Annotated in this window: 18 protein-coding genes; 15 read left to right on the top strand and 3 right to left on the bottom strand. The window is 33.8% G+C overall.

Features of this window, described 5'->3' with window-relative positions:
- The 13 genes from H600_RS0107025 to H600_RS0106965 all read left to right on the top strand — a co-directional run bounded on the left by H600_RS0107025 (nt 1) and on the right by H600_RS0106965 (nt 11,792).
- Nucleotides 1-408, top strand: a complete 408-nt coding sequence (locus H600_RS0107025; protein WP_026728117.1) for a GNAT family N-acetyltransferase — start codon at nt 1-3, stop codon at nt 406-408.
- Nucleotides 409-548: 140 nt separating this feature from the next.
- A complete protein-coding gene (gene trpD / locus H600_RS0107020; RefSeq protein WP_026728116.1) occupies nt 549-1,544 on the top strand; it encodes an anthranilate phosphoribosyltransferase in 996 nt (331 codons plus the stop codon).
- A gap of 79 nt (nt 1,545-1,623) precedes the next feature.
- Nucleotides 1,624-2,403: an indole-3-glycerol phosphate synthase TrpC gene (trpC, locus tag H600_RS0107015; RefSeq protein WP_026728115.1), complete on the top strand. Its 780-nt coding sequence runs from the start codon at nt 1,624-1,626 to the stop codon at nt 2,401-2,403.
- A 165-nt stretch (nt 2,404-2,568) separates the two neighbouring features.
- On the top strand, nt 2,569-3,201 hold the full coding sequence (locus H600_RS0107010; protein WP_026728114.1) for a phosphoribosylanthranilate isomerase: 633 nt from the start codon (nt 2,569-2,571) through the stop codon (nt 3,199-3,201).
- Between the two features lie 12 nt (nt 3,202-3,213).
- Entirely contained in the window at nt 3,214-4,395 is a 1,182-nt protein-coding gene (gene trpB, locus H600_RS0107005) for a tryptophan synthase subunit beta (protein ID WP_026728113.1), read from the top strand.
- A gap of 59 nt (nt 4,396-4,454) precedes the next feature.
- Nucleotides 4,455-4,772: a gamma-glutamylcyclotransferase family protein gene (locus H600_RS0107000; RefSeq protein ID WP_026728112.1), complete on the top strand. Its 318-nt coding sequence runs from the start codon at nt 4,455-4,457 to the stop codon at nt 4,770-4,772.
- Nucleotides 4,773-4,788: 16 nt separating this feature from the next.
- Nucleotides 4,789-5,526: a carbon-nitrogen hydrolase family protein gene (locus H600_RS0106995; RefSeq protein WP_026728111.1), complete on the top strand. Its 738-nt coding sequence runs from the start codon at nt 4,789-4,791 to the stop codon at nt 5,524-5,526.
- A 186-nt stretch (nt 5,527-5,712) separates the two neighbouring features.
- Nucleotides 5,713-6,474, top strand: a complete 762-nt coding sequence (gene trpA / locus H600_RS0106990; protein WP_026728110.1) for a tryptophan synthase subunit alpha — start codon at nt 5,713-5,715, stop codon at nt 6,472-6,474.
- A 17-nt stretch (nt 6,475-6,491) separates the two neighbouring features.
- Complete coding sequence (locus tag H600_RS0106985; protein WP_026728109.1) at nt 6,492-6,842, top strand: lipocalin family protein; 351 nt, start codon at nt 6,492-6,494, stop codon at nt 6,840-6,842.
- Nucleotides 6,843-7,145: 303 nt separating this feature from the next.
- Nucleotides 7,146-7,775, top strand: a complete 630-nt coding sequence (locus H600_RS0106980) for a TetR/AcrR family transcriptional regulator (RefSeq protein WP_026728108.1) — start codon at nt 7,146-7,148, stop codon at nt 7,773-7,775.
- Nucleotides 7,765-9,105 carry a TolC family protein gene (locus H600_RS0106975; RefSeq protein WP_026728107.1) on the top strand — a complete coding sequence of 447 codons (1,341 nt, stop codon included), beginning with the start codon at nt 7,765-7,767 and terminating at the stop codon, nt 9,103-9,105. Before H600_RS0106980 ends, H600_RS0106975 begins: the two co-directional genes overlap by 11 nt.
- Nucleotides 9,106-9,117: 12 nt before the next feature.
- On the top strand, nt 9,118-10,197 hold the full coding sequence (locus tag H600_RS0106970; protein WP_026728106.1) for an HlyD family secretion protein: 1,080 nt from the start codon (nt 9,118-9,120) through the stop codon (nt 10,195-10,197).
- 5 nt (nt 10,198-10,202) lie between these two features.
- Nucleotides 10,203-11,792, top strand: a complete 1,590-nt coding sequence (locus H600_RS0106965) for an MDR family MFS transporter (RefSeq protein WP_026728105.1) — start codon at nt 10,203-10,205, stop codon at nt 11,790-11,792.
- A 158-nt stretch (nt 11,793-11,950) separates the two neighbouring features.
- Here H600_RS0106965 and yaaA read toward each other — a convergent pair whose 3' ends face one another.
- Complete coding sequence (gene yaaA / locus H600_RS0106960) at nt 11,951-12,709, bottom strand: peroxide stress protein YaaA (protein WP_026728104.1); 759 nt, start codon at nt 12,707-12,709, stop codon at nt 11,951-11,953.
- Nucleotides 12,710-13,223: 514 nt separating this feature from the next.
- On the opposite strand from yaaA, the gene H600_RS0106955 reads away from it, so the two are divergent.
- On the top strand, nt 13,224-14,657 hold the full coding sequence (locus tag H600_RS0106955) for a CCA tRNA nucleotidyltransferase (protein WP_026728103.1): 1,434 nt from the start codon (nt 13,224-13,226) through the stop codon (nt 14,655-14,657).
- Between the two features lie 12 nt (nt 14,658-14,669).
- Entirely contained in the window at nt 14,670-15,695 is a 1,026-nt protein-coding gene (locus H600_RS0106950; RefSeq protein WP_026728102.1) for a COX15/CtaA family protein, read from the top strand.
- 293 nt (nt 15,696-15,988) lie between these two features.
- Here the strand turns inward: H600_RS0106950 and H600_RS0106945 are convergent, their stop codons facing one another.
- Complete coding sequence (locus H600_RS0106945) at nt 15,989-16,756, bottom strand: LytR/AlgR family response regulator transcription factor (protein WP_026728101.1); 768 nt, start codon at nt 16,754-16,756, stop codon at nt 15,989-15,991.
- A gap of 47 nt (nt 16,757-16,803) precedes the next feature.
- A complete protein-coding gene (locus H600_RS0106940) occupies nt 16,804-17,175 on the bottom strand; it encodes a 2TM domain-containing protein (protein WP_026728100.1) in 372 nt (123 codons plus the stop codon).

Here is a 17,175-nt window from a genome sequence, read left to right as displayed (position 1 = left end):
ATGGAAATAACTATTTCAGAAACCAGAGAAATCAACATAGACGATATTTTAGTTTTATACAAAGCAAACGAATGGAGTTCGGCGAGCAAACCAAACGAACTTTATAACGGATTATTAAATTCGGAAACATTAATAACGGCTTGGGAAGGAAAAAAACTAGTCGGACTTGGAAATGCAATTTCTGATGGACATTTGACAGTTTATTATCCGCATTTATTGGTTCTTCCGGACTATCAAGGAAAAGGAATCGGGAAATTGATTATGGATAAAATGCAAGAGAAATACAGTCACTTTCATATGCAAATGTTGACTGCTGACGGAAAATCGGTTGATTTTTATAAAAAAAATGGTTTTGAACGTGCCGGAAAAACAGAACCTATGTGGATTTATCAAGGAAATGAACATTAAAAAATTTAGTCGTAAAGTCTAATGTCGAAAGTCATAAAGTCAAATACGAACTAAAAAAATATAAATAACACAACACTAAAACAAGTACGAAAAACAGAAGACTTTCAGACTTTTGACTTTCGACTTTAAGACTCAAAAAAATGAAAACTATATTAAACAAATTAATCAATCACGAAGTGCTTACAAAAGAAGAAGCAAAAAACGTATTGATTAATATTTCAAGCGGTCAATACAATCCAAGCCAAATTTCGGCATTTTTGACTGTTTATATGATGCGAAGCATTACCATTGATGAGCTTTCTGGCTTTCGCGAAGCTTTACTCGATTTATGCATTCGTGTTGATTTATCAGCTTACAACACAATCGATTTATGTGGAACGGGCGGTGACGGAAAAGATACTTTCAACATTTCGACTTTGGCTTCATTTGTTGCTGCCGGAGCGGGAATAAAAGTTGCCAAACACGGAAATTACGGAGTTTCATCGATTTCAGGATCAAGCAACGTAATGGAACAAATGGGAATAAAATTCAGCAACGACCCAGATTTCTTAGAAAAATGTATTGACCAAGCGGGAATATGCGTTTTACACGCTCCCCTATTTCACCCAGCGATGAAAAATGTTGGACCAATCAGAAAAGAATTGGCGGTAAAAACCTTCTTCAACATGTTAGGACCAATGGTAAATCCAGCATTTCCACAAAATCAATTAGTTGGGGTTTTCAACTTAGAATTAGCTAGAATGTACGCTTATTTATATCAAAATACTGATGTGAATTTTACCATCCTGCATTCGCTTGACGGTTATGACGAAATTTCTTTGACCGGACCAACAAAAATCATCACCAGCCACATGGAAGGTATGATTAAACCAGAAGATTTTGGCGTTCGTCTTTTATCTCAAACTGAAATCGAAGGCGGAAAAACCATAGAAGAATCGGCAGAAATTTTCACAAACATTATTTCCGGAAAAGGAAACGAAGCACAAAATAATGTTGTTTTAGCCAATGCAGCAATGGCAATTGCAACAGTCAATAAATGCACTCCGCAAGAAGGATTTGAACTGGCAAAAGAAAGTTTATTCTCTGGAAAAGGATTGAAAGCTTTAAATAAATTACAAGAATTAAGTAAAATTTAGTTTCAGGTTTCATGTTTCATGTTTCAAGTTGTTGGAACGTGAAACTAAAAAAACTTGAAACTTGAAACAAATCAAGACAATGAACATTTTAGATAAAATAATACTTGATAAACAAAGAGAAGTTATTCTCAAAAAATCCATCATTCCGATTTCTCAGTTAGAAGCTTCGGCATTTTTTGGAAAACAGACTATTTCTCTTAGTCAGAAATTAAAAGAAAGCAATTCCGGAATTATTGCCGAACACAAACGCCGTTCGCCTTCAAAATCAATCATCAACAATAATTTTACAGTTGAAGAAGTAGTAAAAGGTTATGAAACTGCAGGCGCATGCGGAATTTCAGTTTTAACCGATGGAAAATATTTCGGCGGATCTTTAGACGATTTGCTTTTGGCGAGAGCTTCAGTAAATATTCCGCTTTTGCGAAAAGAATTTATAGTTGATGAATACCAAATTTTAGAAGCAAAAGCGCACGGCGCAGATTTGATTTTGTTAATCGCAGCAGTTTTAACGCGCGACGAAATAAAGTCATTATCTGAATTTGCAAAAAGTTTAGGTTTAGAAGTTCTATTAGAAGTTCACAATCAGGAAGAATTAGAAAAATCAATTATGCCGACTTTAGACATGATTGGCGTAAACAACAGAAACTTGAAAACTTTCGAAGTAAGCTTAGATTTCAGTAAAGAATTAGCTTCGCAAATCCCGGATGATTTTGTAAAAGTTTCTGAAAGCGGTATCTCATCAATCGAAGCTATTCAGGAACTAAAGCCTTACGGTTACAAAGGTTTCCTGATTGGAGAAAACTTTATGAAAACCGAAAATGCTGGAAAAGCCGCAACGGATTTTATTAATCAGCTTTAAAAAGTTGCCACAAATTACACAAATTTCCACAAATTAAATTCGTGTTAATTCGTGCAATTCGTGGCAAAAAGACAAACACAAAGCTTTGCGAACTTTTTCGCATTGTAAACACAGAACAAAAGAAAAAATCTTAGCGCGCTTTGCGTTAAAAAAAAACACAACGAAATGAAACTCAAAATATGCGGTATGAAATATCCAGAAAATATCCTCGAGGTAGGTGCGCTCCTGCCCGATTATATGGGATTTATTTTCTGGAAAAAGTCCGCTAGATATTGCAACGATACTGTTCCTGAATTGATAAAAACAATCAAAAAAGTGGGTGTTTTTGTCAATCAAAGTCAGGATGAAATTTTGGAAAAAGTTGCAAAATTCAATTTACAAGCCGTTCAATTGCACGGAGAAGAATCGGTTGAATTTTGCTCAGAATTAAAAGAAAAACTTTCGAAGGAAATCGAAATTATTAAAGTATTTTCGGCTGATGAAAATTTTGATTTTGAAATCATTAAACCTTTTGAAAATGTCTGCGACTATTTTCTGTTTGACACAAAAGGAAAACTTCCAGGCGGAAACGGGACAATTTTCGACTGGAACATCTTAAAAAAATACAATTCGAAAAAACCTTTCTTTTTAAGCGGAGGCATCGGAATGGAAGAATTAAACGCCATTGAAGAAATTTCAAAAACCAAATTACCTATTTATGCTGTTGATGTAAACAGTAAATTTGAAATCGAACCGGGGCTAAAAAATAAAAATCTATTAAGCAATTTTAAGCGAAAATTTGAAATTGTAAACATTTAAACTTTAAAAAAAATGAGTTTTAACGTCAACGAAAAAGGATATTACGGAGAATTTGGTGGAGCTTACATCCCTGAAATGCTGTATCCAAATGTAGAAGAATTACGCCAAAAGTATTTAAGCATAATGGACGAGCCTGATTTTAAAGCAGAGTTCAATCAATTATTAAAAGATTATGTGGGACGCCCTAGTCCGCTGTATTTCGCAAAACGTTTATCTGAGAAATACAATACCAAAGTTTATCTAAAAAGAGAAGACTTAAACCATACTGGAGCGCACAAAGTAAACAACACAATCGGCCAAATTTTGTTGGCTAAACGTTTAGGCAAAAAAAGAATTATTGCCGAAACTGGTGCTGGCCAGCATGGTGTGGCAACAGCAACGGTTTGCGCTTTAATGGGAATTGAATGCATCGTTTATATGGGCGAAATCGACATTGCGCGTCAGGCACCAAACGTGGCTCGTATGAAAATGTTGGGCGCAGAAGTTCGTCCCGCTCTTTCAGGTTCTCGAACTTTAAAAGACGCTACAAACGAGGCTATTCGTGACTGGATCAATAATCCTGTAGATACACATTATATTATTGGATCAGCAATTGGGCCACATCCTTATCCAGATATGGTTACGCGTTTTCAGAGTATTATTTCCGAAGAAATAAAATGGCAGTTAAAAGAAAAAGAAGGACGCGAAAATCCAGATTATGTGGTAGCTTGTATTGGTGGCGGAAGTAACGCCGCAGGAACGTATTATCACTTTTTGCACGAACCAGAAGTTGGAATTATTGCAGTTGAAGCTGCAGGAAAAGGTGTGGATAGCGGTCATAGTGCTGCAACAAGCAAATTAGGTAAAGTAGGCGTTATTCATGGTTGCAAAACCTTATTAATGCAAACTCTTGACGGGCAAATTACAGAACCATATTCTATTTCTGCGGGATTAGATTATCCAGGAGTTGGACCTTTGCACGCACATTTGGCACAAACAGGAAGAGGCGAATTTTTCTCTGTTACCGACGATGATGCCATGAATGCTGGTTTGCAATTGACAAAATTAGAAGGAATTATTCCGGCAATCGAAAGTGCACATGCATTTGCGGTTTTAGATCAAAAGAAATTTAAACCAACTGATGTTGTCGTAATTAGCCTTTCAGGACGTGGTGATAAAGATTTAGATAATTATATTGACTATTTTAAATTGTAATAAAAATCGTAATTTGGGCGTTCGCCAATAAAACCAAATAACGATAAAAATAATAATTTATGGAAAAGTTATTCTCTTACGGAACATTAAGATCAAAAGAAATCCAAAGACAAGTTTTTAACAGAGTCTTGACTGGTACTGCAGATCAGCTTTTGGGCTACAAACTTAAAAGTTTACAAATAGAAGAAGAATTTGGAATGGCTGACTATGTTGTTGTAGTTCCGAGCGAAAATCCTGCAGACATTATTCATGGCGTGGTTTTCGAAGTTTCAATTGCAGATTTAGCTAAAGTAGATTTATTTGAATCCAATGCTTACAAAAGAGTTCAAGTAAAACTGCAATCTGGAGAAACTGCCTGGATTTATATGGAAAGTTAAATCTCAGAAGAAAAAAATGATTTTAGCAGCTGCACAAACAAAACCAAAACGCGGAGATATATCTTCCAATCTATTGAATCATTATCAGCTTATTGAATTGGCAGCACAAAATGGCGCTAATTTGATTGTTTTTCCTGAAATGTCTATCACAGGTTATGAAAGAGAAAATGCGGTACCGCTAGCTTTTACAAAAGACGATTATAGAATTGATCATTTAAAAGAATTGGCTTTCAAAAACAATATTATCATTATTGCCGGCGCTCCTATTCAAGTTGAAAATGAAATATTTATTGGTGAATTTGTAATTTCTCCTGATAATACAGTTTCAATTTATACGAAGCAGTTTTTGCATGAAGGTGAAGATGAATTTTTCCAGTCGTCTTTCAATTATAATCCAATGATTACGATTGATAATAAGAAAATCTCATTTGCGATTTGTGCCGATATTGACAATCCGAAGCATCCAGAAAATGCCAAAAACAAAGAAACTGATATTTATATTGCGAGTATTTTCTTTTCTCCAAATGGAATTCCGAATGCGTACAGGGATTTGCAAAATTATGCCGAAAAACATCAAATGAATGTATTGATGTCGAATTTCAGTGGAGAATCTTGGGGTTCGCCCTCAGCGGGACAAAGTGCCTTTTGGAATAACAAAGGCGAATTAATTGCCCAGATGAATGATTCAGATTCGGGATTATTATTAGTTGAAAAACAAGGTGATGATTGGAAGAGCCAGATTATTAAATTTTAAAAGAATAACTGAATAAACAATTTTAAAAAATTTGTTTCACGCAGATTATGCAGATTAAAGCAGATTTAAATTAAATAATCTGCGTAAATCAGCGTAAATCAATTTAAATCTGCGTGAAATAATTTTCAAATAAACTTAATATACCTACAAGGTTTTGAAAACCTTGCAGGAGAAAAACATATCAAAATGAACAGAATAACTCAAAAATTACAAGAAGATAAAAAGATCCTTTCGATCTATTTTTCTGCAGGATATCCTAACTTAAACGATACGGTGCAGATTATTCAGGATTTAGAAAAAAACGGCGTTGATTTAATCGAAATTGGACTTCCGTTTAGTGATCCTTTGGCAGATGGGCCAACAATTCAGGCGAGCTCGACGCAGGCGCTTCATAACGGAATGACAACTCAAATTCTTTTCGATCAGCTGAAAAACATTCGCGCAAGCGTAAAAATTCCGTTGATTATTATGGGATATTTTAATCCGATGTTGCAATACGGCGTTGAGGCTTTTTGCCAAAAATGTGCTGAAATTGGAATCGATGGTTTAATTATTCCAGATCTTCCGGTTGATGTTTATGCGGATGAATACAAAGCGATATTCGAAAAATATGGATTAATTAATGTGTTTTTGATTACGCCTCAAACTTCAGACGAAAGAATTCGTTTTATCGACAGCGTTTCAAACGGATTTATTTATATGGTAAGTTCGGCAAGTGTTACGGGTTCTCAAAGTGGTTTTGGAAATGTTCAGGAAGATTATTTCGAAAGAATTGGAAGCATGAATTTGAAAAATCCTCAAATTGTTGGTTTCGGAATTTCAAATAAAGAAACTTTCAGCCAAGCTACTAAATATGCAAAAGGCGCTATTATTGGAAGTGCTTTTATTAAACATTTGAGTGAAAGCGGAAGCGGGAAAATTGCTGAGTTTGTTGGAGGGATTCGATAGTTTAAATCAAGGTGAAAATGGTAAAATATTTAACTATCATTATTTTACTTATCTCAATAAGTTCATGTCAAGAAATTCAAACAGACAAACTAATTGGAAGTTGGAAAATGAAGGATCTAGTAGATACAACTGGTAAAAATATTGAAGATCGAACGACTTTTACAAAAGATAATTTATTGATTTTTGAATTATTATCGAATGGAAAAACAATTGAAAAAGAAGTTGCCAATTATACTTTAAAAAACAACGTTATTACCGTAATTTTTAAAAATCAAATTCTATACAATCTTAAAATTTTAAGACTTAATAATTCAGAAATGGAATTATTAAATAGCAAAGATAAAAAAGCCTACAGGTACATAAAATAGATATTAAAAGTCTAGTTTGTCATTTCGACGCAGGAGAAATCCTCGCAAGTAGCTCGACAAAGTTTGAAACTTTAGATTGCGGAGTTACTAGCGAGGATTTCTCTTTCGTCGAAATGACAAGATTGCGAAAAAGCCTAAAAACATTCAGTTTTTAAGCTTTTTTTATTCTTAAAAAAACTTTCATAAGCATAAATTAACATAAAATCACTACACCGTTTTATGTTAATATTATGTTAAAACAAAATTAAACAAGTGTTTAAATTAAACAACTGTTTAATTTTGTACTCGATTACAAATACTATTATGTCAAACATCGAATTAAACGATAAAAAAATTCAGATTCTGGAAGTTGCGGAAAGGTTATTTTCCGAGAAAGGATTTGAGGGGACATCCATTCGGGACATCTCAAAAGAGGCAAAAATCAATATTGCTATGGTGTCTTATTATTTTGGATCAAAAGAGCGGCTTCTTGAAGCTTTGATTCTCCATAAAACCACTGATTTAAAATTACAACTCGAAAATTTACTGCAGGAAAATATTGAGCCACTTGAAAAAGTCAATAAATTAATCGAAATTTACATTAACAGAATCTGTCTTAACAAAGGCATTTACAGGGTTTTACATTTTGAATTAAACAATAAAAAAAGAGAAAAAAGCCTAAACGCATTTACCGAACTTAAAAAAGGAAATTTAAAATCTGTAGAAAGCATTATCAAACAAGGACAAGATCAAGGCGTTTTTAGAAAAGACCTAAACATCCCATTGATTACGCCAACAATTATTGGAACCTTTTTTCACTTTCATATGAATCGCTCTTTCTTCGAAGAATTACTGGATTTAAAAACGGAAGAAATGTTTAACAATTACATTAAAAACAATCTTACAAAGCACATTCAACAAACTATAAAAGCGCTACTTGTTTATGAAAATTAGTCAATTAATGCTCTTTGGAGTTTTCTTTATCGGAATATCTTCAATAGAAGCACAAGAAAAAACAAGTTTAACCTTGGACGAAGCCGTAAAACTGGCTTGGGAAAAAAGTAGTGAATCGTCACTTGCCAATTCTAAGGTAAACTCAAAAAAATATGAATTGCAAACGGCAAAAGACAGTCAGTATCCTGATCTTAAATTGTCGTCACAATATCAATACTTTCCAACAGCAAACATTCATATGGAATCACAATCTAGTGATAATTCTTCTGATCCTGCTGCGGGACCTGCTCCAAAAATGAATCAAGTTGTTTTTGCGCAAGCGGGAGTTACAATGCCACTTTTTTCTGGATTTAAAATCCAGAATAATGTTGACCTCCGTAATAACATGTACTTAGCCGAAAGTGCTAATGCAGTAAAAACTAAAGAAGATGTTGCTTTACGTACCGTACAGTATTATACCAACTTATACAAAGCACAAAAAAGTCTTGAATTATTAGAAGAAAACAAAAAAAGTTCAGAACAACGTGTAACTGATTTTACTCAATTGGAGAAAAATGGAATCATCCCTAAAAATGATCTTTTAAAAGCACAATTGAATCTTTCTAGAGTTCAATTATTGGTTGATGAAGCGAAAAACAATGTGAGTATTACCAATTACTATTTGGTTACCCTTCTTAAAATGGATCCAAATACTAAAATTGCTGTTAATGAAGCAGATTTAGTTAAGTTTGAACCTCGTGTTCTAGAATCTGATACACAAATTGCATTAGAAAACAGAAAAGATTTGGAGTCTGTTCGCTTACAAAGTAAAGCTAGCGAAAACAATGTAAAGATTGCTAAAAGCAGCTACTATCCTTCAATTGTTGTCTTAGGCGGTTATGCTTTATTAGATGTTAAAAACTTTGTAAATGCTACCAACTTAACTAATGTGGGAGTTGGACTTTCTTATGATTTGTCTGGTTTGATAAAAAACGGCAATAATGTTAAAGCAGCACAAAGCAAATCTGAAGAAGTAAAACATTCTGAGGAAATCTTGACTGATCATATTAAAGTACAAGTACAAAAAGCGGCTGAAGATTATGATTTGGCAATTAGCCAAGATGCAGTTTTTGAACAAGCTGTAGCGCAAGCATCTGAAAATTACCGTATTGTAAAAGACAAATACGATAACGGTTTATCAGACACAAATGACTTACTTGAAGCAGATGTAGATCAATTAAGCACTCAAATTAACAAAGCATTATCAAAAGCCAATATCATTCAGAAATATTATGAATTGCTTACGGCAACAGGACAAATTTCTCAATCATTCAATCTTTCTAAAATATAATCGATAGCTCTCATGGAAAAGAAAAAAACAAATAAAAAATTCATCATCATACTTGCAGTTCTTATTTTAGGAGGCGGAACTTACGGGATATCTAAATACTTGCACTCTCAAGCTCACGAAGAAACGGATGATGCTCAAATCGAGAAAAAAATGAATCCGATTATTCCTAGAGTATCAGGATATATCAGCAAAGTTTATGTGAAAGATAATGATTTTGTAAAAAAAGGAGATACTTTATTTACAATCGACAAAAGAGATTATCAATTAAAAATTGATGAAGCAAACGCTGCATTATTAGGAGCTGAAAGTCAATATGAAGCTGCAAAAGCTGATATTGGAAGTGCGTACGCAAGCATTAATGTTTCTGATGCTCAAATGAGATCTGCAAGCGGTTCTATTGAAAGTGCTAAAATTAGATTAAGACAGCTTACAAACGATTACAACCGTTACAATAATTTGTACAAAACACATACAATTACAAAACAACAATATGAACAAGCTTTGACTGCTAAAGAAGAGGCTGAAAATCAAGTACGTGTTTTAGAACAACAACAAAAAGCAACGTCATACCAAAAATCAGTAATTCAATCTAAATCTAAAGTTTCAGACAAACAAACTGAGGTTGCGGCGGCTAACATCAAAAAAGCACAAACAATGCTTGATGTTGCAAAATTGAATCTTACTTATACTGTAGTAACAGCAGCTATTGACGGACAAGTTTCTAAAGTTGATATTCAGCCAGGACAATTAGTGCAACCAGGACAATCTTTGTTTTATATCATCAACAACAATGAAGCTTGGGTTGTAGCAAACTTTAAAGAAACACAATTAAACAAAATGGTTGTGGGACAAAAAGTAAGCTTAAAAGTAGATGCATATCCAAACTATGAATTCAAAGGAATTGTAACTTCGTTTTCTCCTGCAACGGGATCTCGTTTTTCTTTACTTCCTCCTGACAATGCAACAGGAAATTTTGTAAAAACAATTCAAAGATTACCAGTAAAAATTAGTTTAGATCCTTCAAACGATCCAGAAAAAGTAAAATTATTACGTCCAGGAATGAATGTTGACGTAGACGTACATTTGAAATAAGATAAATGGCAACAGCAGTACAAGCAGATGACGATTTAGTAGAATACGGCTTCAGACGTGTTATCATTACGATAACAGCGGTACTTTGTGCACTGCTGGAAATTGTAGATACAACGATTGTAAACGTAGCGCTTACAGACATGCGCGGAAGTCTTGGTGCTACCTTGACTGATGTGGCATGGGTTATTACAGCATACGCAATTGCGAATGTAATTGTAATTCCGATGACGAGCTGGCTGTCACAGCAATTTGGAAGACGTAATTATTTTGTGGCATCGATCATATTATTTACAGTCTGTTCCTTTTTATGTGGAAACGCCAGCAATATATGGGAACTTGTAGCTTTTAGGTTTTTCCAAGGAATGGGTGGAGGTGCATTACTTGTAACTGCACAAACCATTATTACTGAAAGTTACCCAGTTGCAAAACGTGGAATGGCACAAGCTATCTACGGAATGGGTGTAATTGTTGGTCCGACTCTTGGTCCGCCGTTAGGAGGATATTTGGTAGATAATTACTCTTGGCCTTATATATTTTACATCAATATTCCATTGGGAATTATTGCTACAATTTTAGCACTTACTTTTGTAAGAAGCCCAAAATATGGTGAAAAACTAAAAGCAAATCAGGTTGACTGGTGGGGAATCATATTATTGAGTGCCTTTATTGGTTCATTGCAATTCGTATTAGAACACGGCCAGCAAGACGATTGGTTTAACGATGGACTGATTGTGACATTAAGTGTTGTAACCGTTCTTGGATTGGTATTGTTTATTTGGAGAGAGCTAACTTATAAACATCCAATTGTAAATTTAAGTGTTTTAAAAGATGGAAATTTAAGAATCGGAACGATTTTATGTTTCATTCTTGGTTTTGGTTTGTACGGATCAACATTGATTATCCCAATTTACACGCAATCCATTTTAGGATGGACAGCAACTGACGCAGGTTTATTATTGATTCCGGGATCGATCACAACGGCAATAATGATGCCTTTTGTGGGTAATATGATTCAAAAAGGAGTTCCACAGGCATATATGGTGGGAGTTGGATTTTTAATTTTCTTCCTCTTCACTTTTATGATGTATACGCGAATGACTCCTGATACTGGTGTAGAACATATGTATTGGCCTTTAATTTTAAGAGGAATTGGGTTAGGATTACTTTTTGTGCCTATTACAACACTTTCGCTTTCAACGTTAAAAGGAAAACAAATTGGTGAAGGCGCCGCTTTTACCGGAATGATGAGGCAATTAGGTGGTTCATTTGGTATTGCCATTATCACCACTTTTATTACTCGTTTCACGCAGTCACACAGAGTAGATTTAATAAACAATCTAGATCCTGCAAAATTTGAAGTGCAGCAACGAATTACAGGAATGCAGCATGCATTTATGGCGAAAGGCTACAGTGCAGATGTTGCTTTAAAAAAGGCTTATCAAGCTTTAGAATATTCAATTTTAAAACAAAGTACTGTAATGTCGTATATGGACATCTTCATGTATTTAGGAATAATGTTTTTATGTTGCATACCGATTATCCTTTTCATCAAGAAAGGGAAGAACAAGATTAGTGCAGCCGACGCAATGCATTAATAATAATAATTTTATAATACGCAGAAACGCCGAATTCAACATTTAGAATTCGGCGTTTATTTTTTAGTCACAGTTTTCTGTGGCAGTTTTCAGTTTATAAGCTACGTTCTAAAACTTAGAATCCTAGCAACTTAGAACCTTAGTATCTTTAAAAAAATCTATCTTGTAAAAACCAAATGATTTCCTTTTGAAAGATTTGCATCAAACTGATATCCTTCGTAATTGAAACCTTTTAAGTCATCAATTGTTTCAGCATTTGTATCGATAATATAACGAACCATCATCCCTCTCGCCTTTTTCGCAAAGAAACTGATCATTTTAAGTTTTCCGTCTTTGTAATCTTTAAAATCTGGTGAAATTACAGGCACTTTTAAAGCTTTTACATCAACAGCAGAAAAATATTCGTTACTAGCTAAGTTCACAAACAATTCACCTTTTTTCAATTCTTTGTTTAAAGCTTTTGTAACAACCGGTTTCCAAAATTCGTGCAGATTTTTAGATTCTCCCACTGGCATTTTTGTTCCCATTTCCAGACGATAAGCCTGCATTAAATCTAATGGTTTTAAAAGTCCGTAAAGTCCAGATAAAATTCTTAATTTATCTTGAAGAACCTCTAATTTCTCTAGCGGAATCGTATAGGCATCTAAACCTGTATACACGTCACCATCAAAAGTGTAAACTGCTGGACGTGCATTTTCTGGAGAAAAAGGCGTTTTCCAATCCTGATTTCTTTTCCAGTTTAAATCGGCAAGTTTGTCTGAAATTGACATTAATTCTGATAATTCAGCTGGCTTTTTTGTTTTTACTACTTTGTGAACCAAACGTGCTTCTTTCAAAAATGAAGGTTCAGTATATTGAGATGTTGGTAATTCTTTTTCGAAATTCAATGATTTCGCCGGAGATATAACAATTTTCATTTGTGTTTTTTTGTATGATTCAAAAATACAAATTGAAATTTTAAAAATTGATTATCTTAATTGATTTGTTTTATTGTTGCATAAATGTTTTTTAACCACAAATTACACAAATTTCCACAAATTATTCTTTGAGGTTCTTTGCCACAAATTAAAAGATCTACATAGATTTTTCAACCAATTTAATTATGTAATCTACAGCAGAATTGAAAATCAATTTGTGAAAATTTGTGTAATTTGTGGTAAATCATATTTATCTACCATAGAATAAAATTAACACAGATTTTTTAAATCTATTTAATCCTTATTAATCTGTTGCCAAAAAAAATAAATTCGTGGAAATTCGTGCAATTTGTGGCAAACCTTTCTCGATTCATAAAAATTGATGCTTCAAAATGTGAAATAGTTCAAAAAAGTGGGCTCTAGATTATAATAGGCATTTTCTATGTTGTAAATTTGCATGCATTTCATTTCTTAGAAATTTGAAATTGACTTTTATTCAAAAATTAGTGAATTCGTGGCTATACAAACAAATTATAAAACTGCTTTACAAAACAAAATCTTCGATATTATTTCGAAAGCTTCTCAGGAATTAAATGTTGACTCTTACGTGATCGGCGGATTTGTTCGTGATTTGCTTTTAAACCGAGGTTCTAAAAAAGACATTGACGTTGTGGCTGTTGGAAGTGGCATCGAATTAGCTTTAAAGGTTTCTGATTTGCTTCCAAACAAGCCAAAAGTTCAAGTTTTTAAAACTTACGGAACAGCCATGCTTCGTTTTGAAGATACTGATATAGAATTTGTGGGTGCCCGAAAAGAATCGTATAACCGTGACAGCCGAAACCCAATTGTAGAAAACGGAACTTTACAAGATGACCAAAATCGTCGTGATTTTACGATCAATGCTTTGGCTTTATCTTTAAATGAAAAAAACTTCGGAGATCTTCTTGATCCTTTTAATGGTTTGGCACATTTAGAAAGCAAAACGATCAAAACGCCTTTGGATCCAGACATTACGTACTCTGATGATCCTTTGCGAATGCTTCGCGCAATTCGTTTTGCAACGCAATTGAATTTTGAAATCGAAGAAAATTCACTGAATGCCATCACAAAAAATGCAGATCGCATCAAAATCATTTCTGGCGAAAGAATAGTTGACGAGTTGAATAAAATTCTTTCGACACCTCAACCTTCAACTGGATTTTTACTTTTGTACAAAACCGGACTTTTAGATATTATTTTACCTGAATTGACAGCTTTAAATCAGGTGGAAGAAATTGAAGGACATACGCATAAAAACAATTTCTATCACACGCTTGAAGTTGTAGATAACATTTGCCCAAATACAGATGATGTTTGGTTGCGCTGGGCCGCTTTATTGCATGATATTGGGAAAGCACCAACAAAACGTTTCAACAAAAAACAAGGCTGGACTTTTCACGGACATGAGTTTCTTGGTGGAAAAATGGCCAAGAAAATCTTCGAACGTTTACACATGCCTTTGAACCACAAAATGAAGTTCGTTCAGAAAATGGTTATCATGAGTTCACGCCCAATTGTTTTGGCGCAAGATATTGTGACTGACAGTGCGGTTCGCCGTTTGGTTTTTGACGCTGGTGAAGATGTAGAAAATTTAATGATTTTATGCGAAGCTGACATCACGACCAAAAATCCTGCGAAATTTAAAAAATACCATAAAAACTTCGAGCTTGTCCGTAAGAAAATTGTCGAAGTTGAAGAACGCGATCATGTTCGTAATTTCCAACCGCCAATTTCCGGTGAAGAAATTATGGAAATGTTCGATTTGAAACCCTCACGTGAAATTGGTATTTTGAAAGAAGCAGTAAAAGAAGCTATTTTGGAAGGTGATATTCCAAATGAATATCAAGCCGCTTATGATTTTGTGATTAAAAGAGCTGAAAAATTAGGCTTGAAAAAAATAGAGAAATAAGTATTTAATAAAATGAAAAAAGAGAATAAATCAGTAATCATTTGGTTACTATCGGGTTGTGTTTTATTATTTTTAATGGTCGTTGTTGGCGGTATCACGCGTTTGACCAATTCAGGTTTATCTATGACCGACTGGCATTTGGTAACCGACACTTTCCCGCCTTTAACAGAAGCCAAATGGCAAGCGGCTTTTGACGAATACAAGAAATTTCCTGAGTATCAAAAAATCAATATTCACAACGATTTTCAATTAGCTGATTATAAATTCATTTATTTCTGGGAATGGTTTCACCGTTTTATCGGACGTATTATTGGTTTGGTTTTCTTTGTGCCTTTTGTTTACTTTTTATTCAAAAAGAAATTAGATACTGATACTATCAAAAAATGCATTGTTCTTTTGGCAATGGGAGGTTTTCAAGGTTTCCTTGGATGGTTCATGGTTCGTAGTGGATTAATAGATAATCCAGATGTTAGCCACTTCCGCCTTTCATTACACTTGACTTTTGCCTTTATCACTTTTGCCTACACGCTTTGGGTGGCGCTTGATTTGATTTATCCTGAAAGAAATATCAACAAGATTTTACCACTTCGAAATATTGCGCGTTATGCTTTAGCTGCGCTATTAATTCAAATTATTTATGGCGGATTTGTAGCTGGACTAAATGCCGGATTAATTCACAATCACTGGCCTTTAATGAGCGATGGCGAATTTATTCACGAATCGGTTTTTATTGAGCAATCTTCTTTGATTAAAAATTTAATCGAAGGAAAAAGCGGTGTTCAGTTTGTACATAGAACTTTCGCTTATGTAGTAGTAGCTATTATTCTTTTTCTTTTCTTCAAAAGTAAAAAATATACGCTTACAAATACGCAATCAAATGGAATCAAAACACTTGTAGTTTTTGTTTTCATTCAGTTTTTGCTTGGCGTTTTCACTTTATTGTACAGCGTGCCGTTGGCTTTAGGATTAATTCACCAAATTATGGCGTTTTTCCTTTTGAGCGCGATGACGTATACTTTGCATCGATTGAGTAAATAAAATTGATATATATTAAACAATAAAAAAAGCTGTCACACTAGGACAGCTTTTTTGCTGATCAGAATATTTATAAAATTTATTCTATATGAAAAACCCCAGCGGGGTAAAATATTTATAGAATTACGATAAGACAAATAAAAAAAGCTCCGGAGGAGCGACATGTTTTTTATGCTAATATATGTCGCTCCTCCGGAGCTTTAGGTTGTAAACATTTATTTTTTCCTATAAATATTTCGCTTCTCCGAAGCTTTCAAGAAAACTATCCTTTTTAGATAGCCTTTTTATTTAGATTTTTATCCTAGCCAGGATTTAAAATCCTGTACTTTTTCGCGACTTACAATTACCTCATCTTCTTTATAAGATGGCAAAATAACTTTAAGTCGGGAATTAGTATAGACCTGAATTTCTTTTATTGCCTGAAGCGGAACAATAAATTTTCTGCTTACGCGAAAGAAATCCTTCATATCTAATTCTTGTTCCAGAATTTCCAGAGTTGAATCAATCAAATAATTTCGATTGTCAAAAGTATGAATATAAGTTCCTTTGTTTTCACTGAAAAAACATTCGATTTCATCTGTAGTGATAACTTTTAAATGCTGTCCGATTTTGACTGTAAAACGTTTTTTGAACGTTTTCTCAAACGGATTTGACAACATTTTTCGGATCTGTTCAAAATCAAGCTGCAAATTACTGCTTTCTGATTCGGGTTTTGGAAGTCGGGTTTTGAATTTCGTTACCGCAACTTCCAGATCATCTTCATCAATTGGTTTTAAAAGATAATCGATGCTATTCAATTTAAAGGCTTTTAATGCATATTCATCGTAAGCCGTTGTAAAAATGATAGCGCTTTTGATGTCTATTTTTTCAAAAATTTCAAACGACAAACCATCAGAAAGCTGAATATCCAAAAATATTAAATCAGGATGCTGATTATTAGCAAACCAATCAACAGATTCTTCGACAGAATGCAGCATGGTTTCGACAGCAATATTTAATTTTTCTAATTTTCGTTGTAATAATCTTGCAGCCGGTTTTTCGTCTTCTATAATTAATGTGGTCATTTATTAAATTGAAAAAAATTAAAAATTTGGTTTTGGTTTTGGTAAATTTACTCCCATTTATTGGTATTTTGAGCTTCTTTATCCATATACTTCTGAATTTTTTTCTTTTCCCATTCTCTGCCAAAAAAAACATCTGGACCAAAAACAGTAAAAGCATGGATTAATAATGCAATTCCCCACCAAAACGCTGTTGAATAGGTATGCCAATCCGATAAACCATTGTAAATGATATCTTTTCCAAATATATCACGGTTCAAATTTGTTACTATAATGATGGCATTTACGATAATGTAAATTCTTAAATGCGAGTAAAAGCCTTTTATTCTTTTGACTTTTCTGTAAGCGATATTAAAGTTTTCATCTTTACTATATTCTTCCTCGCCATATTCTTCAAAAATGTTTCTTCCAAAACGTCTCAT

The organism is Flavobacterium denitrificans DSM 15936, assembly GCF_000425445.1.
GTDB lineage: Bacteria > Bacteroidota > Bacteroidia > Flavobacteriales > Flavobacteriaceae > Flavobacterium > Flavobacterium denitrificans.
The sequence above is the reverse complement of the archived record's forward strand: the minus strand, read 5'-3'. Positions and strand labels throughout refer to the sequence as shown.

Bases quoted from the DNA above. Each gene is read 5' to 3' on its own strand.
- H600_RS0107000 (WP_026728112.1), top strand. From the start codon at position 4,455: ATGGAAAAGTTATTCTCTTACGGAACATTAAGATCAAAAGAAATCCAA.
- trpC (WP_026728115.1), top strand. From the start codon at position 1,624: ATGAACATTTTAGATAAAATAATACTTGATAAACAAAGAGAAGTTATT.
- H600_RS0106995 (WP_026728111.1), top strand. From the start codon at position 4,789: ATGATTTTAGCAGCTGCACAAACAAAACCAAAACGCGGAGATATATCT.
- H600_RS0106950 (WP_026728102.1), top strand. From the start codon at position 14,670: ATGAAAAAAGAGAATAAATCAGTAATCATTTGGTTACTATCGGGTTGT.
- H600_RS0106940 (WP_026728100.1), bottom strand. From the start codon at position 17,175: ATGAGACGTTTTGGAAGAAACATTTTTGAAGAATATGGCGAGGAAGAA.
- trpA (WP_026728110.1), top strand. From the start codon at position 5,713: ATGAACAGAATAACTCAAAAATTACAAGAAGATAAAAAGATCCTTTCG.
- H600_RS0106945 (WP_026728101.1), bottom strand. From the start codon at position 16,756: ATGACCACATTAATTATAGAAGACGAAAAACCGGCTGCAAGATTATTA.
- H600_RS0106970 (WP_026728106.1), top strand. From the start codon at position 9,118: ATGGAAAAGAAAAAAACAAATAAAAAATTCATCATCATACTTGCAGTT.
- trpD (WP_026728116.1), top strand. From the start codon at position 549: ATGAAAACTATATTAAACAAATTAATCAATCACGAAGTGCTTACAAAA.
- H600_RS0106985 (WP_026728109.1), top strand. From the start codon at position 6,492: ATGGTAAAATATTTAACTATCATTATTTTACTTATCTCAATAAGTTCA.
- trpB (WP_026728113.1), top strand. From the start codon at position 3,214: ATGAGTTTTAACGTCAACGAAAAAGGATATTACGGAGAATTTGGTGGA.
- H600_RS0107010 (WP_026728114.1), top strand. From the start codon at position 2,569: ATGAAACTCAAAATATGCGGTATGAAATATCCAGAAAATATCCTCGAG.
- H600_RS0106975 (WP_026728107.1), top strand. From the start codon at position 7,765: ATGAAAATTAGTCAATTAATGCTCTTTGGAGTTTTCTTTATCGGAATA.
- H600_RS0106965 (WP_026728105.1), top strand. From the start codon at position 10,203: ATGGCAACAGCAGTACAAGCAGATGACGATTTAGTAGAATACGGCTTC.
- H600_RS0106980 (WP_026728108.1), top strand. From the start codon at position 7,146: ATGTCAAACATCGAATTAAACGATAAAAAAATTCAGATTCTGGAAGTT.
- yaaA (WP_026728104.1), bottom strand. From the start codon at position 12,709: ATGAAAATTGTTATATCTCCGGCGAAATCATTGAATTTCGAAAAAGAA.
- H600_RS0107025 (WP_026728117.1), top strand. From the start codon at position 1: ATGGAAATAACTATTTCAGAAACCAGAGAAATCAACATAGACGATATT.